The 20,319-nt window shown below is 70.2% G+C and carries 12 protein-coding genes and 6 pseudogenes; 8 read left to right on the top strand and 10 right to left on the bottom strand.

The window, feature by feature from the left end:
• Positions 1 to 14: 14 nt before the first annotated feature.
• Both E1182_RS08310 and E1182_RS08305 read right to left on the bottom strand, forming a co-directional pair.
• Entirely contained in the window at positions 15 to 1,316 is a 1,302-nt protein-coding gene (locus tag E1182_RS08310) for a cellulase-like family protein (protein ID WP_132262672.1), read from the bottom strand.
• Positions 1,313 to 4,699, bottom strand: a complete 3,387-nt coding sequence (locus tag E1182_RS08305) for a DUF5107 domain-containing protein (protein ID WP_132262670.1) — start codon at positions 4,697 to 4,699, stop codon at positions 1,313 to 1,315. The genes E1182_RS08310 and E1182_RS08305 overlap by 4 nt, the downstream gene beginning before the upstream one ends.
• A gap of 89 nt (positions 4,700 to 4,788) precedes the next feature.
• On the opposite strand from E1182_RS08305, the gene E1182_RS08300 reads away from it, so the two are divergent.
• Positions 4,789 to 5,679 carry an AraC family transcriptional regulator gene (locus E1182_RS08300; RefSeq protein WP_132262668.1) on the top strand — a complete coding sequence of 297 codons (891 nt, stop codon included), beginning with the start codon at positions 4,789 to 4,791 and terminating at the stop codon, positions 5,677 to 5,679.
• Between the two features lie 590 nt (positions 5,680 to 6,269).
• Here E1182_RS08300 and E1182_RS32040 read toward each other — a convergent pair.
• From E1182_RS32040 to E1182_RS08265, 6 genes and pseudogenes are all read right to left on the bottom strand, one after another.
• A pseudogene (locus E1182_RS32040) lies at positions 6,270 to 7,083 on the bottom strand (cytochrome c biogenesis CcdA family protein).
• A gap of 1 nt (position 7,084) precedes the next feature.
• Positions 7,085 to 7,309 (bottom strand): hypothetical protein, encoded by a 225-nt coding sequence (locus tag E1182_RS08290; RefSeq protein ID WP_132262664.1) that lies wholly within the window; start codon positions 7,307 to 7,309, stop codon positions 7,085 to 7,087.
• Between the two features lie 1,104 nt (positions 7,310 to 8,413).
• Positions 8,414 to 8,878: pseudogene (locus E1182_RS08280) on the bottom strand (RNA polymerase sigma factor); the annotation flags it as partial.
• Positions 8,879 to 9,147: 269 nt separating this feature from the next.
• Entirely contained in the window at positions 9,148 to 9,711 is a 564-nt protein-coding gene (locus tag E1182_RS08275; RefSeq protein WP_132262662.1) for a GerMN domain-containing protein, read from the bottom strand.
• Positions 9,708 to 11,063, bottom strand: a complete 1,356-nt coding sequence (locus E1182_RS08270; RefSeq protein ID WP_132262660.1) for a cell wall metabolism sensor histidine kinase WalK — start codon at positions 11,061 to 11,063, stop codon at positions 9,708 to 9,710. The genes E1182_RS08275 and E1182_RS08270 overlap by 4 nt, the downstream gene beginning before the upstream one ends.
• Positions 11,060 to 11,749: a response regulator transcription factor gene (locus E1182_RS08265; protein WP_132262658.1), complete on the bottom strand. Its 690-nt coding sequence runs from the start codon at positions 11,747 to 11,749 to the stop codon at positions 11,060 to 11,062. The genes E1182_RS08270 and E1182_RS08265 overlap by 4 nt, the downstream gene beginning before the upstream one ends.
• 153 nt (positions 11,750 to 11,902) lie before the next feature.
• On the opposite strand from E1182_RS08265, the gene E1182_RS08260 reads away from it, so the two are divergent.
• From E1182_RS08260 to E1182_RS32030, 5 genes and pseudogenes are all read left to right on the top strand, one after another.
• Positions 11,903 to 12,319 (top strand): STAS domain-containing protein, encoded by a 417-nt coding sequence (locus E1182_RS08260; RefSeq protein WP_132262656.1) that lies wholly within the window; start codon positions 11,903 to 11,905, stop codon positions 12,317 to 12,319.
• 47 nt (positions 12,320 to 12,366) lie between these two features.
• Positions 12,367 to 12,993 (top strand): STAS domain-containing protein, encoded by a 627-nt coding sequence (locus E1182_RS08255; RefSeq protein WP_132262654.1) that lies wholly within the window; start codon positions 12,367 to 12,369, stop codon positions 12,991 to 12,993.
• A 625-nt stretch (positions 12,994 to 13,618) separates the two neighbouring features.
• Positions 13,619 to 14,741 (top strand): annotated as a pseudogene (locus E1182_RS08250) (MFS transporter); the annotation flags it as partial.
• Positions 14,742 to 14,915: 174 nt separating this feature from the next.
• Complete coding sequence (locus E1182_RS32035; RefSeq protein WP_371687524.1) at positions 14,916 to 15,500, top strand: hypothetical protein; 585 nt, start codon at positions 14,916 to 14,918, stop codon at positions 15,498 to 15,500.
• A gap of 13 nt (positions 15,501 to 15,513) precedes the next feature.
• Positions 15,514 to 15,780: pseudogene (locus tag E1182_RS32030) on the top strand (GNAT family N-acetyltransferase); the annotation flags it as partial.
• Positions 15,781 to 15,862: 82 nt separating this feature from the next.
• Here E1182_RS32030 and E1182_RS32025 read toward each other — a convergent pair.
• Complete coding sequence (locus tag E1182_RS32025; protein WP_243706102.1) at positions 15,863 to 17,362, bottom strand: choice-of-anchor Q domain-containing protein; 1,500 nt, start codon at positions 17,360 to 17,362, stop codon at positions 15,863 to 15,865.
• A gap of 447 nt (positions 17,363 to 17,809) precedes the next feature.
• Here E1182_RS32025 and E1182_RS08235 point away from each other — a divergent pair.
• Positions 17,810 to 19,017: pseudogene (locus tag E1182_RS08235) on the top strand (IS110 family transposase).
• Positions 19,017 to 19,329, top strand: a pseudogene (locus E1182_RS08230) (hypothetical protein). The pseudogenes E1182_RS08235 and E1182_RS08230 overlap by 1 nt, the downstream one beginning before the upstream one ends.
• 136 nt (positions 19,330 to 19,465) lie before the next feature.
• Here E1182_RS08230 and E1182_RS08225 read toward each other — a convergent pair.
• Positions 19,466 to 20,083, bottom strand: coding sequence for a GNAT family N-acetyltransferase (locus E1182_RS08225; RefSeq protein WP_132262652.1), 618 nt, complete (start codon positions 20,081 to 20,083; stop codon positions 19,466 to 19,468).
• Positions 20,084 to 20,319: the final 236 nt, after the last annotated feature.

Genomic DNA, 20,319 nt, shown 5'->3' with positions numbered 1-20,319 from the left:
CAATAGTTTAAAGATCAAGTGAAGCGCGGTGGCCGAAGGCGGGTGCCGGTACGGAATGCCTCGTTGCACTGGCGCTGGAGGGCGACGTCGTCCCACATCGCGTGGTGCGGGGCGGCGTTGGAGCAGACGATCGTTCCCCAGGCACCGACCCGCAGCGACTCATCGGTCGCCAGCCGGCAGAACTCGGCTCCTATCGGGCCCTCCTCGAACCGTCCGTCGCGCGGGGTGTAACCGATCCAGCCCTCCCCGAATACGATCGGCACGCCGCGTTGGGTCGCCCAGTCGTGCGCGATGTCCAGCCAGAGCCGTAGCGTGGTCGCCATCCCCTGCTCCCATGCCGGGTAGTGCCGGTAGAGCCAGCGGTCGATTGCCTCGGCGTCGCCCCAGTCGTGCACGAAGATCTCCGGTCTGGACACGATGGTCGCGGTCTGCCGCCAGGCATGGTCCGGCGACCAGTCGGCCAGCCTGGGGGCTCCGGGTCGGAGGATGTCGTGTCCGGCGCGCGCCTGGTCGAAGGCCTGAGGGTCACCGCGCAGCCCGTAGGTCTCGATGAACGCGCCCAGCACCCCGTAGACGTAGGGGTTGCAGGCCAACACGTCGATCGTTTCCGGAATGGCGCGCATGGTGCCGGCCGGCACCCCTGCGTAGTTCACCGTCGCCGGCCGGCCGGGTTGACGGTTGTGGAAAACGGTCAGCGCCCGCTCCAGCCGCGGTCGCAGGGCCGTCAATCGTTCCTCCTCGTCACCGGTCAGGCCGTCAGCCAGGTAACCGGCCTGGACCTCATTGTGGATCTCAGTGAACGCAAGCCGGTCGTCGAGCTGGTGCTCGGTCAGGAAGTCGACGAGGTCGGCGAGGGCGACCGCTTGCGCTTCGGCCCGCCGCTGCGGCTCGATAGCCAGCAGGGCCTCGCACCAGCTGGGGTCGGCGGCGAAGGAGGAGCTCTGCTGGTACTCCCAGGAGGAGAGGATGACGAAGCAGCCGTGCCGCTTCGCGGCCCGGAACAGCTCCAGCATGTGCGCGCGCGCATCGATGACCGTCGGCTGCCGGACGTCGTACCAGCGCACCCGCTGCCCGTAGTCGCCGCCCAACGGCCCGAGCCGCAGCGCAGAGGTGTCCAGACCGCTGCCGAACAGCAGGTATGGCATGGCACAGATCCGCACCGTGTTGTAGCCGCGCTCGACGGCTGCGGCGAAAGCCCGGTCGAGATCCTCGAACGGCTCTCCCGGCCCGGTGCGCACGTACCATGAGAAGTCCCAGAGCGTAATGGCCAAGCGGTCTGGGACGTGCGCCGGCGGGGGAACGGGAACGTAGCTCATGGAAGGCTCCCGGTGCGGTCGAGGTGGAGGTTGAGGTCTCGGGCCAACTCGTGGCTGGGGTCGGCCGCGAGGACGGCGTCGAGGTGGTTCCGGGCGGTGGCCAGATCGTTCGCGAGGATGGCGAGTTGCGCGCGAAGCAGTTCGACGGTGAGGTCGACGCGCCGTTGCGGGTCGTCGTCGAAGAGCATCAGCGACGGCAGCGAGGTGGCGAAGTAGTCAATGACCGCCGGTGTCCGGGCAAGTCGCTCGGCGTGTTGCGCGAGGCCGGCTACCAACTCGTCGGCGTGGGCGGACTCGCCGAGCCGGCGGTCGGCCAGGATCGAGAAGAAGGTGTTCTCCGAGAAGCCGGACGGGTTCATCTCGGTGAAGTCGCCCCGCGACGCGGCGGCCTCCCGCCAGTACCGCTCGGCGCTGTCGTGTTCCCCCGTCGCCTCCAGGGCCTTGCCCAGGGTGAGGAGCAGCCGGGCCGGACTGGCCAGCGGATGGCGGGCCTCGCCCAGAGACGGCGGCGGCTGCAGTGCCAGTTCGGCGTGTGCGGCAGCTGCCGCGGCGTCCCCGCGGTCCAGAGCCTCGTCCGCCAAGGCGAGTCGCGTGCGTTCCCATGCCCGAAGCACCTGGCCCTCGCCGCCTTCCCACGGCTGGAACTGACGCTGTTCGAAGACCGCCAGGGCGTGCGCCGGCCGGCCGGCGGTGACCAGTAGATGGGCGTACTCCACAGCCAGGTCGTCCCGCTTGAGCAGGGCCGACGGCACGTCCTCGAGCCGACGGAGGCGGTCGCCCGCCGGTGCCCCGATGCGCCTGAGTAGTTGATCAATCTCGCTCAGCAGGCGGGGATCACCCGGCGCGAGCCGCAGTGCCCGCTCGTAAGCCGCGGTTGCGGCCTCGGGATCGTGCCGGTGGTTGTAGCTGGCGATCCCGAGGTTGCGCCACACCACGGGATCGGACCCGTCGTGTGCGGCTGACCGCCGCCAGCAGTCGATGGCGTCGTCGACCCGGTTGTGGGCGTAGTACCAGTGGCCCAACAGGGCGGCTGCGGTGGCATCGGCCGGGTCGGCTGCCAGTGCCGCCTCCAGTGCGGCGACATCGTCGAGGCGGCTGGCGAAGTTCCAGGTCCGCTCGCGGGCGCGGGCGCGGGCCCGGGCCGTTGCCGCAGCTACCGAATCACCGAGGCGGTCGGCAACGACCGCGGCGTGGTAGTCGGCGAGCACCGCACAGGCCGTCTGACCGAGTGGGCGGTGCGCGTCGGCGGATCGCGCGCCGGTGAACAGGGCCGTGGCCGTCTCGAGTTCACCGATCCGGGCGTGCTCGAGTGCGACGTCGAGCAGTGTCTGGGCTTCCCTGTGCCCCTGGGCTGCCTCGAGCCGGCCGGCCAGCTGCAGCGCCCAGATGTCCAGCGGATCCAGTGTGAGCGTCTCGGCGAGGACATGCTCGGCCTCCGCGGCGCGGCCCAGCCGGCGCAGCAGTACCACGATGAGATCGCGGACCTGCAGCTGTTCGGGTTGCGCGCGTAGGGCCGCGCTCGCCCTCTCTAGTGCCTGAGCATTTCGGCCGTGGCGGGCGTCGATCACCGCCAGCTGATGGTTCCCGGGGCCCGTCCAGGGGGCGAGCCAGGTCGCCTTGGCGAACGCGGCGTACGCCTCGTCGTCGCGTCCGCGCCGGGCCAGGGTGAGCCCGAGCAGGTAGTGGGCCTCCCCGCTGTCCGGGTTCAAGTTCAACGCCGTCAGTCGGTCCAGTGCGGCTCGCAGGTGTTCCTCAGCCTGCGCGAAGCGAGCCTCGGCGTACCGGCGGGCCGCGAAAGCGGTGTGCGTCGCGGTGTGTCCCGGATCGTGGACCAGCGCCTGCGCCCAGTACGGCTCCGGGGAGCGGGTCGCGTGCCGGTACTGCTCGAGGTGGCGGCCGGTGAGGTACAGCACCTCGGCGGAGGCTATCTCGGTAGGCGGGGCTGGCTCCTGAGCCGGCTGCATCCTCACCCGGGCCGCCTCATCGGTGCCTGCAGCCGCCGCGGGACGCTGCCAGCGCAGGAGGCACCGCCCGTCGCGGTGCAGCTCAACGGCGTGCGGTGCCGCCGCGACGACGACGGACGGCCGGGCGTCCGGCCCGAGCTCGAACCGCTCGCTGTGCAGCTGGTCGCCATGGTGGTCCTGCACCAGCAGTTCGACCGTGCCCAGGTCGCGCGTCGCGTCGAGGCGCAGCGCCGTCTGCGCCGTCCCGCGCTCGATCCCCAGGGCCGCGTCGAGGCTCGCCGCGACCACCGGGCCGGTGCCGGCCAGCGGATACCAGTACTGGGAGAAGGTCTTGGTTTCGCCGGGAGCGAGGTGTGAGAAGTCCGGCTGGTTGTCGGTGAACACGCCGGCCATCAGTTCGATGTAGGCGGCGTCGTCGTCGGCGAGATTGCGGTTCCAGGCGTGCCCGAAGGGTGCGTCGCCCCACGTCCACTGCTTCTTGCCCACCGCGTAATGGTGGTCGGCGAAGTGAACGAAGCCGGCCCCGGCGCGATGGTCGTAGCCGCCGAAGAAGTCACCCCGCGAGTCCACGCACATGTACGACGTCGGTACCGGGATGTTGCGCGGCCAGTCCAGCCGGTCGCCCGGGACGCGACGCGCGCTGTCCGGCCGGCGGTCCAGGTCGCGTCGGTTCGGATAGTCGATCCCGTAGTACGTGCTCGTCGCGGCCGGAAAGGTGCTGGTCGCCCGCTTCGCGTGATCGGCGACCACGGTCACGTCGGCGGGGAAGAACGACTGATAGTCGCTGTGGACCTGGGCCGCCGCGTTCGCCCACCAGAGGAAGGTCTGCGCCTGCTCGCTGCGGTTGAAGAGGCGGACCTTAAGTTCGATCACCGTCGAATCGGGCGCCAACCGTACGCCGTGCATGCCCTTCATCCGGGCGAACGGGTCGTGATCGGAGCACCAGACGGTGCCGGCGGCCTCGTCCACCTGCCACGTCGTGGGCAGGAAGGTCGCCGGACGGTGATGCTGCGGCCAGTTGAACTCCACCCCACCGGCCAGCCAGGGCCCGGTGAGCCCGACCAGCGCGGGCTTGATCACCGGATTGGCGTAGAACAGCGAGTAGCCGGTGCGCTTGTCGATTGCGAACTGGATCCGCCCGCCGAGTTCGGGCAGAACCAGCAGCCGCAGGTACGCGTTCTCCACATGCAGTCCCAGCCAACGGTGATCGGAGCGGGACTCCTGGATTCGGTCGTGAAACGGCAGGGGGAACACCCGGCCTGACGATCCCTGATAGACCCGGCGGTCGAGGTAGGCGGGGTACCGGCTCGGTGCCTCGGGCAGGTAGGTCGGAATGGTGACCGGTGCAGCCCACGCCGCCACCGGCGCGTTTGCCAAGCGATCCGGACGAGGCGGCAGATCGAAGAGGCTCAGGGACATGAACGAAACCTAGGCCGCGAGCGCGATTCTCGGAATGTACGGATCGACGGCCAACCTGGACGGTTCTCTGATTCGCATACGATCGGCAGATGTACCTTCGCGACGGCTTTCCCGATCAGCGACTGCACGTCCTGCCCCGACTTCTGGCGAAGCAGGCGCTGCAGCGCAAGCCGACCTCGAGGATGCTCGTGACCGACGCTGGCTACTTCCCGCATGCGGCCCGACACGGTCGATGGCGGCACGCAGGGGCTGCCGAGACCATCGTGATCATGTGCGCCGACGGAAGCGGCTGGTGTGAAGTCGCCGGGGCCCGGCATGACGTAGGCCCGAACGAAGTTCTCATCATTCCCGCAGCCGTGTCACATCAGTACTATGCCGCCGAGGCGGAGCCCTGGTCCATCTGGTGGTTGCACGTCACCGGCGACGACGTCCCCGACCTGCTCAGCGCCATCGGGCTCACCGTGGCCGCGCCGACCGCGCCGATGACCGACCCGTTTCGTGCCTTCGCGCTGGCCGAGAGCATCTGCGATGAGCTCGCGCGCGACGAGACGGCGGCGAGCCTCACCGCGGCCGCCGGCGCGGCCTGGAATCTGCTCGCCCAGCTGGCCGCCGAGCGCGACGGCCGGGGGGTCACCCGTGAACCGATCGCCCGCGTCCAGGACTATCTGCGCGCGCATCTGTCGGCGTCGCTCAACATCCGTCAGCTGGCCGAACTGGCGGGCTACAGCACGTCCCACTTCTCCGCAAGATTCCGTTCCCTGACCGGGTTCTCGGTGACCGAGTACACGAAGCGGCTGCGCATGGCGCGGGCCCGTCAGCTACTCGTCGCCAGTGCCCTCAGCATCGCCGAGATCGCCGCCGCCGTCGGCTACCACGATCCCTTCTACTTCTCGCGTCACTTCACCGCGGTCAACGGCATGAGTCCGCGCGAATACCGGGCCCGTGACAACGGGGAGAATCGGCCTCGTCAACCGGCGTGAGCGGGTTCCGCGCGGACGACCCGACCCACCCCCGAGACCGTACGCCCTTCTGAACTGGTCAAACGTGACTTTGCCGTGCCCGGCCGAACCAGTTGTGGATCGCGGACCTCACCTACCTGCGCACGGCTGGGAGGTGGGTGTACGGCGCGATCTCGCGCCGCGCCCGTCAGGGCGTCGACCTGGCCAGGTTGGTCCACCACTTCGACGAGTTGTATCCGCCCAGTTTCGGGCGATTCGCTAGACCGAGCGGCTCGCCGACGCCGGCGCGGTCGCTATGTGCGGACCGAATTTGGGCGGCGCCCCACCTGCCGGCACCCGCGCAGCGACTGGGAGTCGACCAGCACAGGCGGTCGGTTGGCGTACGGCTCTCGACGTGCTCACGGACCTGTCCTCGCAGGCTGTGGTACATGCCGGGCAACGTTTCGTCGTCGGTCCAGGTGTCGTCCCTAAAAGGATGTCTCGTAATTCGGTCGTCGGTCCATGGTGGTTCATGTCGGGGTGCAGATGAATCTCACCTTCGCATCTCGGGTCCCGTCCGGCGGATCCCTCGTCAGCCGAGGTATCGGCCCCGCACGCCGGGCGGACACCGTTCAGTCTGGTGGCTCTGCCATGCCGGTCGGGGTGGGCTGCCGGGCGGAATGGGTGTGGCGTCGTCGTTCGCGCCACCGGAGCAGGGCGGTGCCGGCCAAGAGAGCGGCCAGGATCACCGTGAGGGTCCCGGCGCCGGTGTCGTCGAGCAGGGTGGCCAGCCAGCGCTGGGCGATGGCGGCGGCTCCGACGAAGCGCGCCGCTGAGGCGGGACAGCAACGGTGCCGCGCGGCGGAGACGGCGGAGCAGGCCGTCGCGGGCGAGGGCTACGGCGAGGGTGGCGACCGCGACGGTCAGGCCCATGCCGGCCGCGTACGCGAGAAACAGCCCGACCCCGGCGACGGTCGAGCCGGCGCGGAAGCTGCTCACCACGATGGCCAGGAACGGGCCGATGGTGCACGACAGCGACGCCGCCGCGTAGGCGGTGCCGAACACCACCATGGACGGCAGTGGCCGGCGCACGGCCGGGGAACGCGAGGCCGCCAGCCGCAGGCCGGACAGCTGCCGGCCAGCCAGCAGCCAACCGCCCAACCCGACCAGCAACAGACCCAAGGTGACGGTGACCCAAGGCAGGTGTCTCTGCACCGTGCCGGCTACCGGGGCAAGGACCAAACCGAACAGGCCGAAGACGGCGACGAAACCGGCGGTCACTACGGCGGTGGCGGCCAAGGCCCGGGCGACGGCGGCACCACGACCGGCCGCAGCTTCGTCGGCCACCAGTAGCGACAGGTACGCCGGCAGCAGTGCGAACCCGTACGGGTTGACCGCGGCGAGCATCCCGGCGGCCACCGCCAGACCCGGTGGCGCGTCGCCCATCTCAGCCGGCCAGCTGCGGGTCGAGCACGTCTGGCAGCTTGTCGACGTCGGCGCGGCCGCGCGCCACGACCGTTCCTGAGCGGTCGAGCACCACGAAGGTGCTCTGCTCGGTCATTTTGAACCGCTTCCACACCACGCCCCGCTCATCGGACAGCTGCGGGAAGCCGGCCAGCTTGGCCATCCGCACGAAGTCGTGCATCGCCAGCACCTTGCCCAGCCCGGCCACCCCGACCACGGTGACTTTGCCCTGGTACTTGGCCGCCAGGTCGGTTACCGGCCGCGCCTAGGTCAGGCAGGTGGGGCACCACGGGGCCCAGAACCACAGCAGCGCCGGCTTGCCGGCCAGGCTGTGACCGTCGAAGCTGCCGCCGTCGAGGGCGGCGACGGTAAAGTCGTAACTGTCGGTCCCTGCGTCGGCGGTCCCGGTGGTCGAGCTCCCCGGCGAGGTTGCCTGCTGGCCGGTGTCCCTCCCCGCAGCCGGCCAGGGCCAGCGCGCCGACCACCATCACGGCGAGAGGTGCTTGCCGTACCTTTATCGGTGCTCCTTCGTCTGCTGACCGGCGGCGCAGCACCCCCCTGTCGTCGGTTCAGATCAGGTCGAGGGTGATGGCGGCCTGCCGGACGAGGTTCTCGTCCTCGCCGAGCACGAGCGCGGTGTGCGGGCGGCGGGAGCAGAGGACGACGCCGTCGAGGTGCATCATCGCGGCGCCGTCGGTCCCAATCGGATTCTCGCCTGTGGGGGTACGGGGAACGGTTTGTCGCTGACGTAGACGAGCAGTCGCCGCCCGGTGTCGTCCCGGTAGGCGTACCGGGTGACCGGTTGTCTGGCCAGGTCACCGGCGCTGGCGCCGGCTCCGATCAGGCGCAGCGCGGACAGGTCCCGGCACGGCCGGGCGGGAATGGCCGTGCCGGGCAGACGGCCGTCCTGGTAGCCGGCGACGGCGACGGTGACCTGCGGTGCCGGCGCGGTTGCGCCGTCCCGGCCGACGATCAACGCGCCGAGGACCACGACCAGGGCCAGCGCGGCGGCCAGCGTCCACGACCGCTGGACAGGTCCGTGCCGGAGCCCGCTGAGCGAGGACATCCATCCGCCGAACGCGCAGTGGTTGTGCCGTGGGGCGTGTCGCTCGACGACGACTCCCGCCAGTCGGGCGGCCAGGTGCGCCGGTACCGGTTCCCGGGCCAGGCGGGCCAGCGCCGGGCTGCGGCTTCCGGCGTCGACCTCGGTCCAGCAGCGGTCGCAGGTGAGCAGGTGAGCAGGTGAGCAGGTGAGCAGGTGAGCAGGTGAGCAGGTGAGCAGGTGAGTCTCGAGCGCCTCGCGCGGCCCGTCAAGCAGCTCCGCGAGCTTCCTGTGCCCGTGGTGCACCCGGGCCAGTATCGTGCCGCGCGGCGTGCCGGTCATCGCCGCGACCTCGGCGGGTAAACCCGCACAGGTCCATCAGCGTCCCTTGCGCGGCGGGCAGTTGCCACAACGCGCTCGCGGACAAGTCCGTTTATCGCCTCACCCGCAGTGTCGCTGCCGGATGTCAGCGTCGTCCCGGCATCGGCGTCGAGGATCTCGACCGGCCGGACGGACTCGTACCGCCACCCGGCTCGGGCGGCGTTCAGACAGATCGTCGCGAGCCAGGCTCGCACGTCGTCCGGCGGGCGTCGTCGCCAGCCCCGTAACGCGCGCAGGTACGTCTCCTGCACCAGGTCCTCGGCCTGCGGGCCGCGACCGGGTCAGCCGCCGGGCCAGGTTGTAGACCAGGTCCAGATGCCCGTGCATCGCCTGAAGAAACTCGTCGTCACTCATCCACCCATTCGACCGGGTAGGACCCGCCGCAGCTGGAACGCCGCCGACTGGCTGTCGGACCTGATACCCCACCTCGCCTACGGTGCAATCAGCGCCACAACCTACGAGCCCTACGGCCCTGACGCGCCGGCCGGAACCTGGGTTCGGTCATCGGCAACCGACGGTCGGGCACTGCGGGTTGTCGGAAACCAACGGCCCGGACATGAGACAGGGGACCGCCGACAGCCCCAGACACCCCGGCCGCCCTCCCCCTGAACCAACGGTCAGTGTCAGCGTAAGGCGATCAGTGAGGCGTAGTCGGCACGGGCGAGCGGTTGTTCGGTCAGGGAGCCGTCGGCGCGGGGTACGCCGAGTGGTTTGCCGTCGCGGAGGAATGCCACGGTGGTGATGTCGTCGCGGCTGGTGAGGGTGCAGACGATCTGCCCGAAGGCGAGGACCTCGTCGCTGCGGCCGGTGTCGTCGTCGGGTGCCTCGACCGCGACCTGGGCCTGCCGGCTGTGCACGGTCGCACTGGCGGTGGTGACCGCTCCGGCCAGCGCGCTGGTCAGACCGCTGTCGCGTTCGGTCCAGATCGGGCCGGCAAGCAGGTCCCGGAGTTGGTCGTCGACGGTCGGTGGACGGTTGACGCGCCGGATCACCGGGACGATGCGATCGTCGCGGACCAGGCAGAGGGTCTCGACCGCAGGGCCGGCGACCGCCGGGGTGTCGGCGGGAGCAGGATTCTGGAACGGCCCCGGCGGTGGCTGCACCGTTCGGGGTGCGGCATCGGTGGGGATGCCGCAGCCGGCCAGCAATACGGCAAGCACCAGCGGGACGAGACGGCGGTGGTTCATGGCAGGGACTCCGGCAAGGTGACCCGGAATCGAGCCCCTCCCCCCGGGCGGTCGGTGACACTGGCGTGCCCGTCGTGCGCGGCGGCGTGCTGGGCAACCAGCGCAAGGCCGAGCCCGGTGCCGTCACCGCCACCGCGGGTATGGGCGGCTCGCCCGCGGACGAAACGGTCGAAGATCACCTCGCGGTCCTCGACGGGCACGCCCGGTCCGTCGTCGTCGACCTCGATGATTCCGGTGTCACCGTCGCGGCCTAGCCGAAGAGCCGTCGGACCGCCTCCGTAGGTCACGGCGTTGTGCAGAACATTCGCCAGGATCTGCGCGACACGTCGCCGCTCGACCTGCCAGATCGCTGGCATGCCCGGGGCGAGGTGGACGAGCGAGGCGGACAGGTCGAGGGTGCGGCAGGCGTCCCGGGCCAGCGCGACCACGTCCACCGCGGTCCTATCGGCGGGCTGGTCGCTGCGGGCCAGGTCGATCAGGTCGTTGACGAGCCGCTGAAAGCGGTCGATCTCGTCGGCGACGAGCCCAGCGGCGATGGCGGTCCGCTCGTCCTGTTGCTCCCGGCGCCGGGCCAGGACGCTGGCCGCTGCGGCGAGGGTCTGCAGTGGCGAGCGGAGTTCGTGACTGACGTCGGCGGCGAAGCGGCGGTCGCGCTCGATGCGGTGGGCGAGCCGGTCGACCATCTGGTTGAACGAGGAGGACAGCCGGGTCAGGTCCGGATCGGTGGCCGGGTCGAGCCGGGCGGTGAAGTCACCGGAGGCGATCTTCTGTGCCGCGTCGGCAACCGCCGTCAGCGGGCGCAGCCCGTGCCGGGTGGCGTACCAGCCGAGCGCCGCGCCGGATCCGGCGACGATGATCGCGACGATGGTCAGCGCGAGCGCCAGCACCTGCAACGTCTGCTCCAGCTCCCGCAAAGAGTTGACCTCGAAGTACGTCGCCGTCACGGACAGCGGTACGCCGACCACCAGAGCGGTCTGACCATCGAGGCGTACACGCTGCACCGCCGGCTCCCCGGCGGCGACGACGCGCAGCAGGTCGGCGGGGATGGCGGTGGTGGTGCCGGGATCGGCGGTGCGGGCGTACCACTCGCCGTTGAGGTGCAGCACCGGGCGGCGCACACCGCCGGTGTCCAGCGACCGGAGCACCTGCACGACGTCGGGGGTGTCAGTGTCGAGCCCGGCACGCACGACGGCAGCGTCGAAGTAGGCGGCGCGCAGGGCGGTACGTTCCCGCTCGGCGATCAGTGAGCGGCGGGTCAGCTCGTAGGAGACCAGGGCCATCGAGGCGGCGAGCAGGAGCGCGCCGACGGCGAACGCGGTGGTGACCCGGGTGCGCAGTCCGAGGCGTCTCATCGCTGTAGTTTGTAGCCCAGACCCCGCAGGGTGACCAGGTGTCGGGGGGTTGCCGGGTCCGGCTCGATCTTCTGCCGCAACCGGCCGACGTGCACGTCGACCAGCCGCTCGTCCCCGCTGTCGTACCCCCAGACCCGTTGCAGCAGCTGCTGGCGCGACAGCACCCGGCCCACGTGTTCGGCCAGCTCGCAGAGCAACCGGAATTCGGTGCGGGTCACCGCGACGGGCTGGCCGGCACGCCGTACCTCTCCCGCGTCGGGGCTGATCTCCAACTCCCCGAAGGCCAGCACGCGCACCGGATCCGGCGCCGGTCCCACGACGCCGATCCGACCGCGGCGGCGCAGGGCGCGCAACCGAGCGGTCAGTTCCTTGATCGCCACCGGTTTGACGAGGTAGTCGTCGGCGCCGGCTTCGAGGGCGGCGACGATGTCGTGGGTGTCGTCGCGGGCGCTGACGACCACGATCGGCACATCGTCGTCACGGCGGATCTGCCGGATGCACTCGAAGCCGTCGAGGCCGGGCAGCATCAGGTCAACCAGTATGTAGTCGGCCCGGTCGCGGCGCTGGACCCGCAGACCCTCCTCCGCAGTGGCCGCGCCCAGAGCGTCGTAGCCCTCATCCTCGAGCGCGAGTAACAGCGCCAGACGGATCCGGTCGTCGTCCTCGATCACCAGTACGGCCGTCATACCCGGCATCATCCACAGGCCACCGATCCCATCGCCAATCGTGTCCACCGCCGTGCGGATTTGTCACTCAACTGTCACAGATCCGCGCGGTGACCGCCAAGCCCGCCCGGCACGGTGGCGGGGCGACCTGGTCGAGAGGAAAGGGGTACGACCGTGACAGGGCCACTGAAACAGACGCCGTGCGCGCTGCCGCGGGTCGAGGTGTGCATCACCCAGCTCGACCTGGCCTGTCTGCCGGAGGCCGGAGCCGTGTTCGACCGGCTCCTGGCCCTGCAGCCCGAGCAGGTCGTGGTCGACCTGTCGGGATGCCGGCACATCGACGCCGCCGCCATCGGCCTGCTGCTCGACGTGCACCGACGGCTGGCCCGTACCGACGGGGTCCTCTTCGTGCGCGACCCGAACCCCCGCATCCGGCGCATCCTGCACATCGCCCACCTGGACCAGGTTCTACCGATCGTCACCGAACCTCCGCCGCCACCGTCAGGCGTCCCGCTGACAGGAGACGAACCCCGATCAGCTCGGCCAGCACCAATCGCTCACGGGCGAGCGTCCGTAACCACCCGCCGCTGACGGACACCATGGCCGGCCAGACACCGGACACAGGAAGGACCAGCACAATGACCGTCGTCCCGGACGACCACCTGATGACACTGATCTGCGACACCTGCGGCGACACGGTCACGGCCACCGCGTGCGTGCTTCCCGACGCCGAGGTCGTCTGGACCCTCGTGTCGGAACACGGCTGGAGCGGCTCCCCATTCGCCACCGGCCCCCACCGCTGCCCGAGCTGCAGCATGCTGCCCCCCTCCTCTCGCGATCAAGCGTCGTGCGACAGCCACGGGACCGGCGGGATCCTCGGCATCGACCACCTCGACGACGCAACCGTCGTCACCGTCGTCGGTGACATCGACCTCGACACCGGCGACACGCTGCGCACCGCGCTGCGTCACGCGGCCGAGATGGGCGGACACATCGTGGTCGACCTGAGCCGCGCACACCTCATCGATTCCAGCGGCCTCGGCCTGCTCGTGCGCGCCCACCGCGACGCCCGCGAGCGGGGGGTCACGCTGTGCCTCGCCGCACCGTCGCGGTTCATCCGCACCGTCCTGCACACCATGCGCCTGGACGGGACCTTCCCAATTGCCGACAGCCGTGACGACGCGCTCGCCCAGATATCCCAGCGGGTGCTGTGCACGTCCACAGCCGCCGACACCGCGACGGCCGGATCACTCCCCCGGCGCTGATCACCGCCCTCCGATTCGCCACCACTGCGAGCAGTACCACCACCGGACGGATCACCGCACGGTAGGCGCGAAGCTGGCACCGCAGTGCCACCACCATCAGCGACACCGCCAGCAGCAGTCTGCTCGCCTTCAGCAGCAGCACCGACGCCTGCGGTCGAACAGCCGCAGCATCCCAAGGACCGGTCCCGCCACAGCAGCCAGCAGCAGCGCGAGCAGGACTCGCTCACCGGCGCCCGGCGGATGGCACCCGGACCAGAAGGCGAGCCGCACCGCGAGGACACCGACCAGCGTCAGATCGAGTGGCAGATCCCCGCGAACCGCGCATAGCAGGAACCCGGCATAGAGGATTTTCCTCCTATATCGTCCTTGAGGGCTGCCGGGTGTCGCTCAGCTGCATGCGAGCTGGGCCCTTTCGTGCAGGGAAACGTGCGCCGGCGTCGAGGGAATCGAGGGGTTTAGCTGCATACCGCGCTGACGGATCTGGAGACGCAGCTGGCCAAAGGCAACCCGGGCGAGGTACGGCTCACCGACGACGGCGAGCTGGTCATCCCGCCGAGGACCACCGAGGACGTTCCCGCCGAGGCCGACGCGCTGCGTACCGAGCTCGCTCAGATGCTGCCGCCGCTACACCCTCTTCCTCGGTGGCGAGACGGTAAAGATGCTCGCGCTCTCAGTGACCGTCTACTCGGCCACCGGCTCACCGCTGCTGGCCGCGATGGCCTATGTCGCCGGCTTCCTGCCCTACGCCCTCGGCGGCACGCTGCTGCTGGCGTACGCCGACCGGTGGCCGCCGCGAGCCGTGCTGGTGGCTACGACCTGGTTCGCGCCGCGGTCGCCGCCGTGCTCGCCGCCGGGCTGCTCTCACCCACCGCGATGCTAGTGCTGGTATTCGTCACCGGCATCCCCAGCGCGGTCGCCTCCGCAGCGCGCAGCGCGCTGCTGCCTGAACTGCTCGACGGCGACCGGTACGTCCTCGGCCGCGCACTGTTCTCCATGGCCGCCGGCGGCACGCAGGCGCTGGGTTTTGCCACAGGCGGGATGCTGATCGCGGCGCTCGGCCCCTCCGGCGCGCTCTGGATCACCGTGGCGAGCTGCCTGTTGTCCGCCGCGCTGCTGCGCCTGCGGCTCAACGAGCAGCCGCGTCGCGGCCCGACCGCAGGATACGCGTACGCCAGACCTGGCGCCTCAATCGCGAACTGCTGCGCCAGCCGACGATCCGTTCGCTGCTGCTGGCCCAGTGGCTGCCGCCCGCGCTCGTGGTCGGCGCCGAGGGTGTACTCGTCCCGTACGCCGTCCAGATCGGCCTGCCGGACTCGGCCGGGCTGCTGTTTACTGCTGTGGCGCTCGGCATGCTCACCGGCGACCTCGCGATCGGCCGGCTGGTCACCCCGCCAGCAAGGGAACGGCTGGCCAGGCCGCTGGCCTTGCTGCTCGGCACGCCGCTGCTGGGGTTCCTGTTCTCGCCCGGGCCGATCACCGCGGCGCTGCTACTCGCCGGGTCCGGGTTCGGCGTTGCCTACCAGCTGGGGCTGGCCCGGCGCTTCCTGGAAGCAGTGCCGCAGGCGAACCGAGGCCAGGCCTTTGGACTGGCGCTGACCGTGACCATGACGCTGCAAGGATTGTTCGCGGCCGGAGGCGGGGCGCTGGGCGAGGTGACACCACCCGGCCTGGTCGTCGCCGCGGCGGGCGCGGCGTCCCTGCTGGCCGTATCGGGTCTCTGGCGCGTGCTTGCGTCACCGATGACGTAGCAGGACGAGGATCGGCTGACATGGGAGGCGGGCTCAGTCAAGTCGCCCCGGTACGCCTGGGGACTGCGAAGAAAGCGCCGGTCGGCCCCCTGGCCGCGTGCCAGCCGAGGATGCCAAGCGCGTGAACCCGGATCCCTGAGGTGAGACGCCCTTCGATCATGTCAGATCACCGCGGTGATGGGGCCTGCTCCGGCAAGGGCAGATAAGCGCTTCTTCGTTCACGTCGGCTGGGACCAGTACGTCTATGTCGGCAGCAGCGTTGGCTGCCCGAGGGCGGTCGCCTTCGCGCACGAGCATGGTCTGTTCGCGGAGCCGATCTCCGCTTCGCCGTACGTCTTCGGGTTGGACGACGACCACATCGACGTTCGCTCCGCCGACGCGGCATTCTGGGCCGACCTGGCCGGGGTGGTTGACGAACTCGGCACCGGACGCGCTGACCGGCGAGCACGAGCCACCGCACCCGGCCCGCCGCTACGACCAGCACCGCCAGGAGATGGTCGCCGCCGCCGCGACGTCGTCGACCAGGCCGCCACGGCGGCCGCCGAGCTGGCCACCGCACGAGCCGAGTGGAACGACCGCGACGCCGCGGCCCAGGCCGAGTGCGCCGGCAGCGGTGCCGCCCGCCGGGCCGCCCTCGCGGCCGCCCGCGCCGCGGCCCGCGGCGACCACGCCACCACCCGCGCCATCTCCGCGGCGGCCGAGTGCGAGTGGCCCGAGGTCGCGCAGCCCGGCGCAGGTCTGCCAGGGCGGACCTCGTGACCGATGGCAGGAGATCGCGCGGGCCACGCTGCGCGAGCGGTTGGCGGACGCGGACGCTGCGTTCGCGGCCTTCGTCGCGGATGACCCCGCTCGGCCGGGGGCGCTGGCCTCGTGCGCCATCGGCTCCATCGACCGCCGGCTGGGCGGGCCGGACAATCCGAGCGGCGAGATCGGGTACGTGTTCAGCGTGGCCACCGACCCCGGCCACCGACGGCGGGGCTACGCGCGGGCGTGCCTGGAGGCGCTGCTCGGTTGGTACCGCGAGCGCGGGGTCACGAAGATCGACCTGCGCGACCGCGCCGAAGCGGTCCGCCGCAGCCCTCACGGGCTGCGGCGAACCGGCGTGCGTGGTGTTCCGCCACTCAACCGATCTCGACCGAGCCGGAGTCGCAGATGGCCGTGCCGTTGGAGTCACCGTCGCGGGGGCGGGAGACGCCCCGCTGGTCGATCCCGGGGCAGTCGAAAACCGTGCCGGACCACCCTGCCGGCTCGGCGAAATCCACCGCCGGGCTGCCGCCGAGCGGCAACCGGGTCGTGGTCGATCCACCGTTGTGCGCCACATCGCCCACCCGCGGTTTGAGCGGTGCGGCGGGATCCCGGCCGACCCGGTCGAAGATCAGGCGGTCGCCCCAGAAATAGTCGTGGACGACACACGATCCCGCGACGAGCCCTATCACGTTGTTGCGGTACGAGCTGAACCGGCCGGCGTCGGGGCTGTGGCAGTCCGGGGTGAAGGAGGCATGGTAGGAGTCGCGGTTGTCGGTGTTCCCCGCCAGAATCGTTCCGCCCATGAAGATCTGACCGCCGGAGTTGAAGATGCCACCGCCGAGCTTCTCCTCGTCGACACCGGACACGTTGGCCTGGTTACCGACGATCGTGGAGAACCCGATGTTAAAGGTGGCCGCTTCGCCGTAGTTGGCGATTCCCCCGCCGCTGTTGCGCGCGATATTGTCGCTGATGGTGCTGTTGGTGATCGTCACCCGGCCGGAAGCATTGCCGATGCCGCCGCCGCGGAGCGAGAAATTGTTGCTGATCGTACTGCGATCGATCTTGATCGATCCGCCGGTGAAGTTGAAGATGCCGCCGCCGACCGAACGTACGCCCCCACCGCCGATGAGTGACGCGCTGCGGTTGTTGTCGACGGTACTCTCGACCAGGGTCAGCGATCCCGCATTGCCGATGCCGCCGCCCTGCTGTGTCGTGGCGTTGTCCCGCACCGTCACCTGATACAGGTACACCGATCCGCCTCGGATCCTCAGGCCGCCGCCCCAGCTGAGGCCGCCACCCTCGTCGTCCTCGCCGCCGTTCGTGATCGTCAGGTTGCGCATGTTGACAACGGTCGACGAGTTGTGGACCTCGAATATGCTACTGAACCGACCACCGTCGATGACGGTGTAGCTCCCGTTCGTCGCGATCGTCACGCTGTCGGTGATGTCCAGGTCCCGAGAGTTGTCCGCGGGGTCGACGGTCGCGGCCGACTGCCGCACTCCGCCGGCGAAGCCCAGCCGATAGGTGCCCTCCGGTAGCCGGATGGTGTCCGCGCCTGCGGTCGCGTTGGCCTGCTGGATGGCCGCTCGCAGCGAACAGTCTCCGGCTGAGGTCCGGCAGACGTTGTCAGTGAGGTCGGTGTCCCGGCGGTCGTCGAAGCTGTTGACGTTGAAGGTGACCGCGGCGCGGGCGGGGGCCGCGAGGACGGTCGCCCCGAGCGTGGCCGCCATGACCGCGACGACAGGCGCCATCAGTGCGCCGCGCCGTGGGGAACCTATGGTGACTGTGCCCTTCATTGCCTTCCTCCCGTGGCGAGAACGCGCCATCCTTGTAGCGCAGGGATGCTGGGGCGCGGAACTCTCGTTGTTGTCCACTCAGGATGGCTGCCGGACAGCGTCCGCAGCGGACCACTTGGCCACCACAAGATGAGGCCAGTTGAACGCGAACGGGGCCACGCCCTGGCTGCCGCCGAGAACGCGCGCGCCGCGCAGGCCGAGCAGACCGAGCGCCGTCAGGCCGCGGACGCGCGGGCTGCCGCCATCGAGGCCCCACCTGGGCGAGGTATGCGGCCAGCTCGACGCCCGTTACCTTTTGATCGTCCCCAGCCGGGGACTGCTCGGTCGCCCGGCCCGGTATGACTTACTGCCCCTGTCGTGTGGATGATCCGGGGGTGTTGTCGCCGGGTCGGGTGGCGTCGGCGGACCGCTGATAGGGACACGGCCACCTGCAGTGTTGGGGTAGGTCTCTTCGTAACGTGGCTGCCGGCAGTCGACGCCAGATCGGCGACCGGGCCGGGCGACGATGTCGCGGGGAGCGATGGGGTGCACGGCGGTTACCAGGTGTTTCTCGGTCTGGATGTCGGTAAGGACGGGCACCACGCCGTTGCCCTGAACCGCGAGGGCAAGCGGCTGCACGACGCGGCGCTGGTCAACACCGAGGCCAAGCTGCGGCTGGTGTTCGACAAGCTTGCCCGGTACGGGCGGGTCCTGGTCGTGGTTGACCAGCCCGCTTCGATCGGGGCGCTGCCGGTCGCGGTCGCTCGTGCCTGCTGGCCACCAGGTGGCCTACCTGCCTGGGTTGGCGATGCGCCGCATCGCCGACCTGCACCCGGGCGCCGCGAAGACCGACGCCCGCGATGCCTACGTCATCGCTGATGCCGCCCGCAGCCTGCCGCACACGCTGCGCCGCGTCGAACGTTGGCGACGACGCCCTGGCAGAGCTTGAGGTCCTGGTCGGCTTCGACGACGACCTGGCCGGCGAGGCCACCCGCCTGGCGAACCGCATCCGAGGGCTGCTCACTCAGATCCATCCCGCTCTGGAACGTGTGCTCGGCCCGAAGGTGCAGCACAAGGCCGTGCTGGAGCTGCTGTCGCGCTGCGGCGGACCGGCCGGCCTGCGCAAGGCCGGACGCCGCAAACTGGTCGCGATCGCGGGCAAGAACGCCCCACGCATGGGCGAACGCCTCATCGAGCAGGTGCTGGCCGCCCTGGACGAGCAGACCGTCACGGTTCCCGGCACCGCTGCGGCCGAGACGATCCTGCCGAGGCTGGCCGACAGTCTGCGTGACGTGCTCCAGCAGCGTGACCGGGTTGCCGCCGAGGTGGAGGGGATGCTTGATGCGCACCCTCTTGCCGAGGTCCTGACCTCGATGCCCGGCATCGGCGTCAGGACCGCAGCCCGGATCCTGCTCGAGGTCGGCGACGGCAGCTCGTTCGCCACCCCCGGCCACCTCGCCGCCTACGCCGGCCTGGCCCCGGTCACCCGCCGCTGCGGCAGCAGCATCCGCGGCGAACATCCGCCACGCGGCGGCAACAAGCAGCTCAAACGAGCGTTCTTCCTGGCCGCGTTCGCCGCCCTGGCCGACCCTGTCAGCCGCGCCTACTACGACCGCAAACGCGCCGAAGGCAAACGCCACAATGCCGCCCTGATCTGCCTGGCCCGCCGCCGCTGCGACGTCCTGTTCGCCATGCTCCGCGACAAGATCCCTTACCAGCCCCGGCCGCTGTCGGCTCTAGCATCAGCGGCGTGATGGACCTGAACCTCGACGACTTCGCCGATGCCGTCACCGCCCACGCCCGCGAATGGAACAACGCAGGCGTGCGATGGGAACTGCATCGCGGATCCACCCGCGACAAGTCAGCGGCCTGGATCGTCTGCACCACCACCGACCACGAGGCCCAACTGACCGTCTGGACCAGCGGCGAAGCCGAACTCGGCCTCGCCCACATCTCCACCGGCACCGTCACCAGCACCCACTACGAAATGTCCACCACCGCCGCCGACCTCCACCTGCCTCGACGACCTCACCCACCGGTTAACGTCGGCACCCTCCGGGGCTTGACCAAAACCATAGGGACACCCCCCGCGGCCCCGTCTTCCGAATCAGGTGACGACGACGCATCGATGACGCGTACCGTCTGCGCCGAATGCCTCCGCCCCTGGACGGCAAGCCTGGCGAGGTGACGTGGGGTCGTCCCTCAGGAGCGGACCGGCACCCGGTACATCGGGATAAGCTCGGGGCCATCGTCGGGCAACTGGAGACGCGTCCCGAACTCCTCGAAGCCACAGCGCTTGTACAGTCGCGCCGAGTCCTCCGTGCTCGCCTCCAGATACGTCGCGAGCCCGGCGGTGTCGGCCTCCCTCAGCCCCTGGCGCAGCATCGCCCCACCCGTCCCGGATCCGCGTGACTGGGGCATCACGGCGATCAGGTACAGGTACAGGTACGGGAACCGGCCTGGCTGGGCCGCGATCGTCGCTCGCCTCGCCGTCTCGGCACGCCCCAGCACTGCCAGCCCGGTGGCCTCTGCCATCGCCGCAAGCTCCTCAGCCTCGGCGTGGAGGCGTTCGCGCGAATCGATCCACCTCCACACCGAGAAGCCTTCGATGCGCCCGTCGCGGTCGGCGACCAACACCTCGTCATTGGTGAGGTGCCGACGCACGCTCTCGGTGAGAAACGCCAGCTGCGTCTCCTCCGGCACCGGCCCGGCCATTGTGATCCAGGCCCGGCTCGCCTCGTCGGCGGTCGCGGCGGTGTAGGCCAACACCAAGGCCTCCAGGTCACCTTCCACGGCCCTACGCACAATCATCCCGCTCATGCCACCCTCCTCGGTGTACGTCGTATCGCCGAAACCGAAGTTAGCTTTCCCCAGCGGACTGTTCTAGGATTTCGTCACACATCTTCGGTGTGACGAAAAGGGTAGGAGCCGTGGCCCGCTGCACCCAATGCCGCACGGAGGTCGACCAGTCCGAGCGCGGCCGGCCCCGCCGCTACTGCTCACGCTCATGCCAAGCCCGCGCCTACCGCGCCCGCCGCGCCGCCCCACCGCCGGGC

The organism is Micromonospora sp. KC721, assembly GCF_004348355.1.
Lineage (GTDB): Bacteria > Actinomycetota > Actinomycetes > Mycobacteriales > Micromonosporaceae > Micromonospora.
Note: the sequence above shows the minus strand (reverse complement) of the source record. Positions and strands in the feature narration are given on the sequence as shown.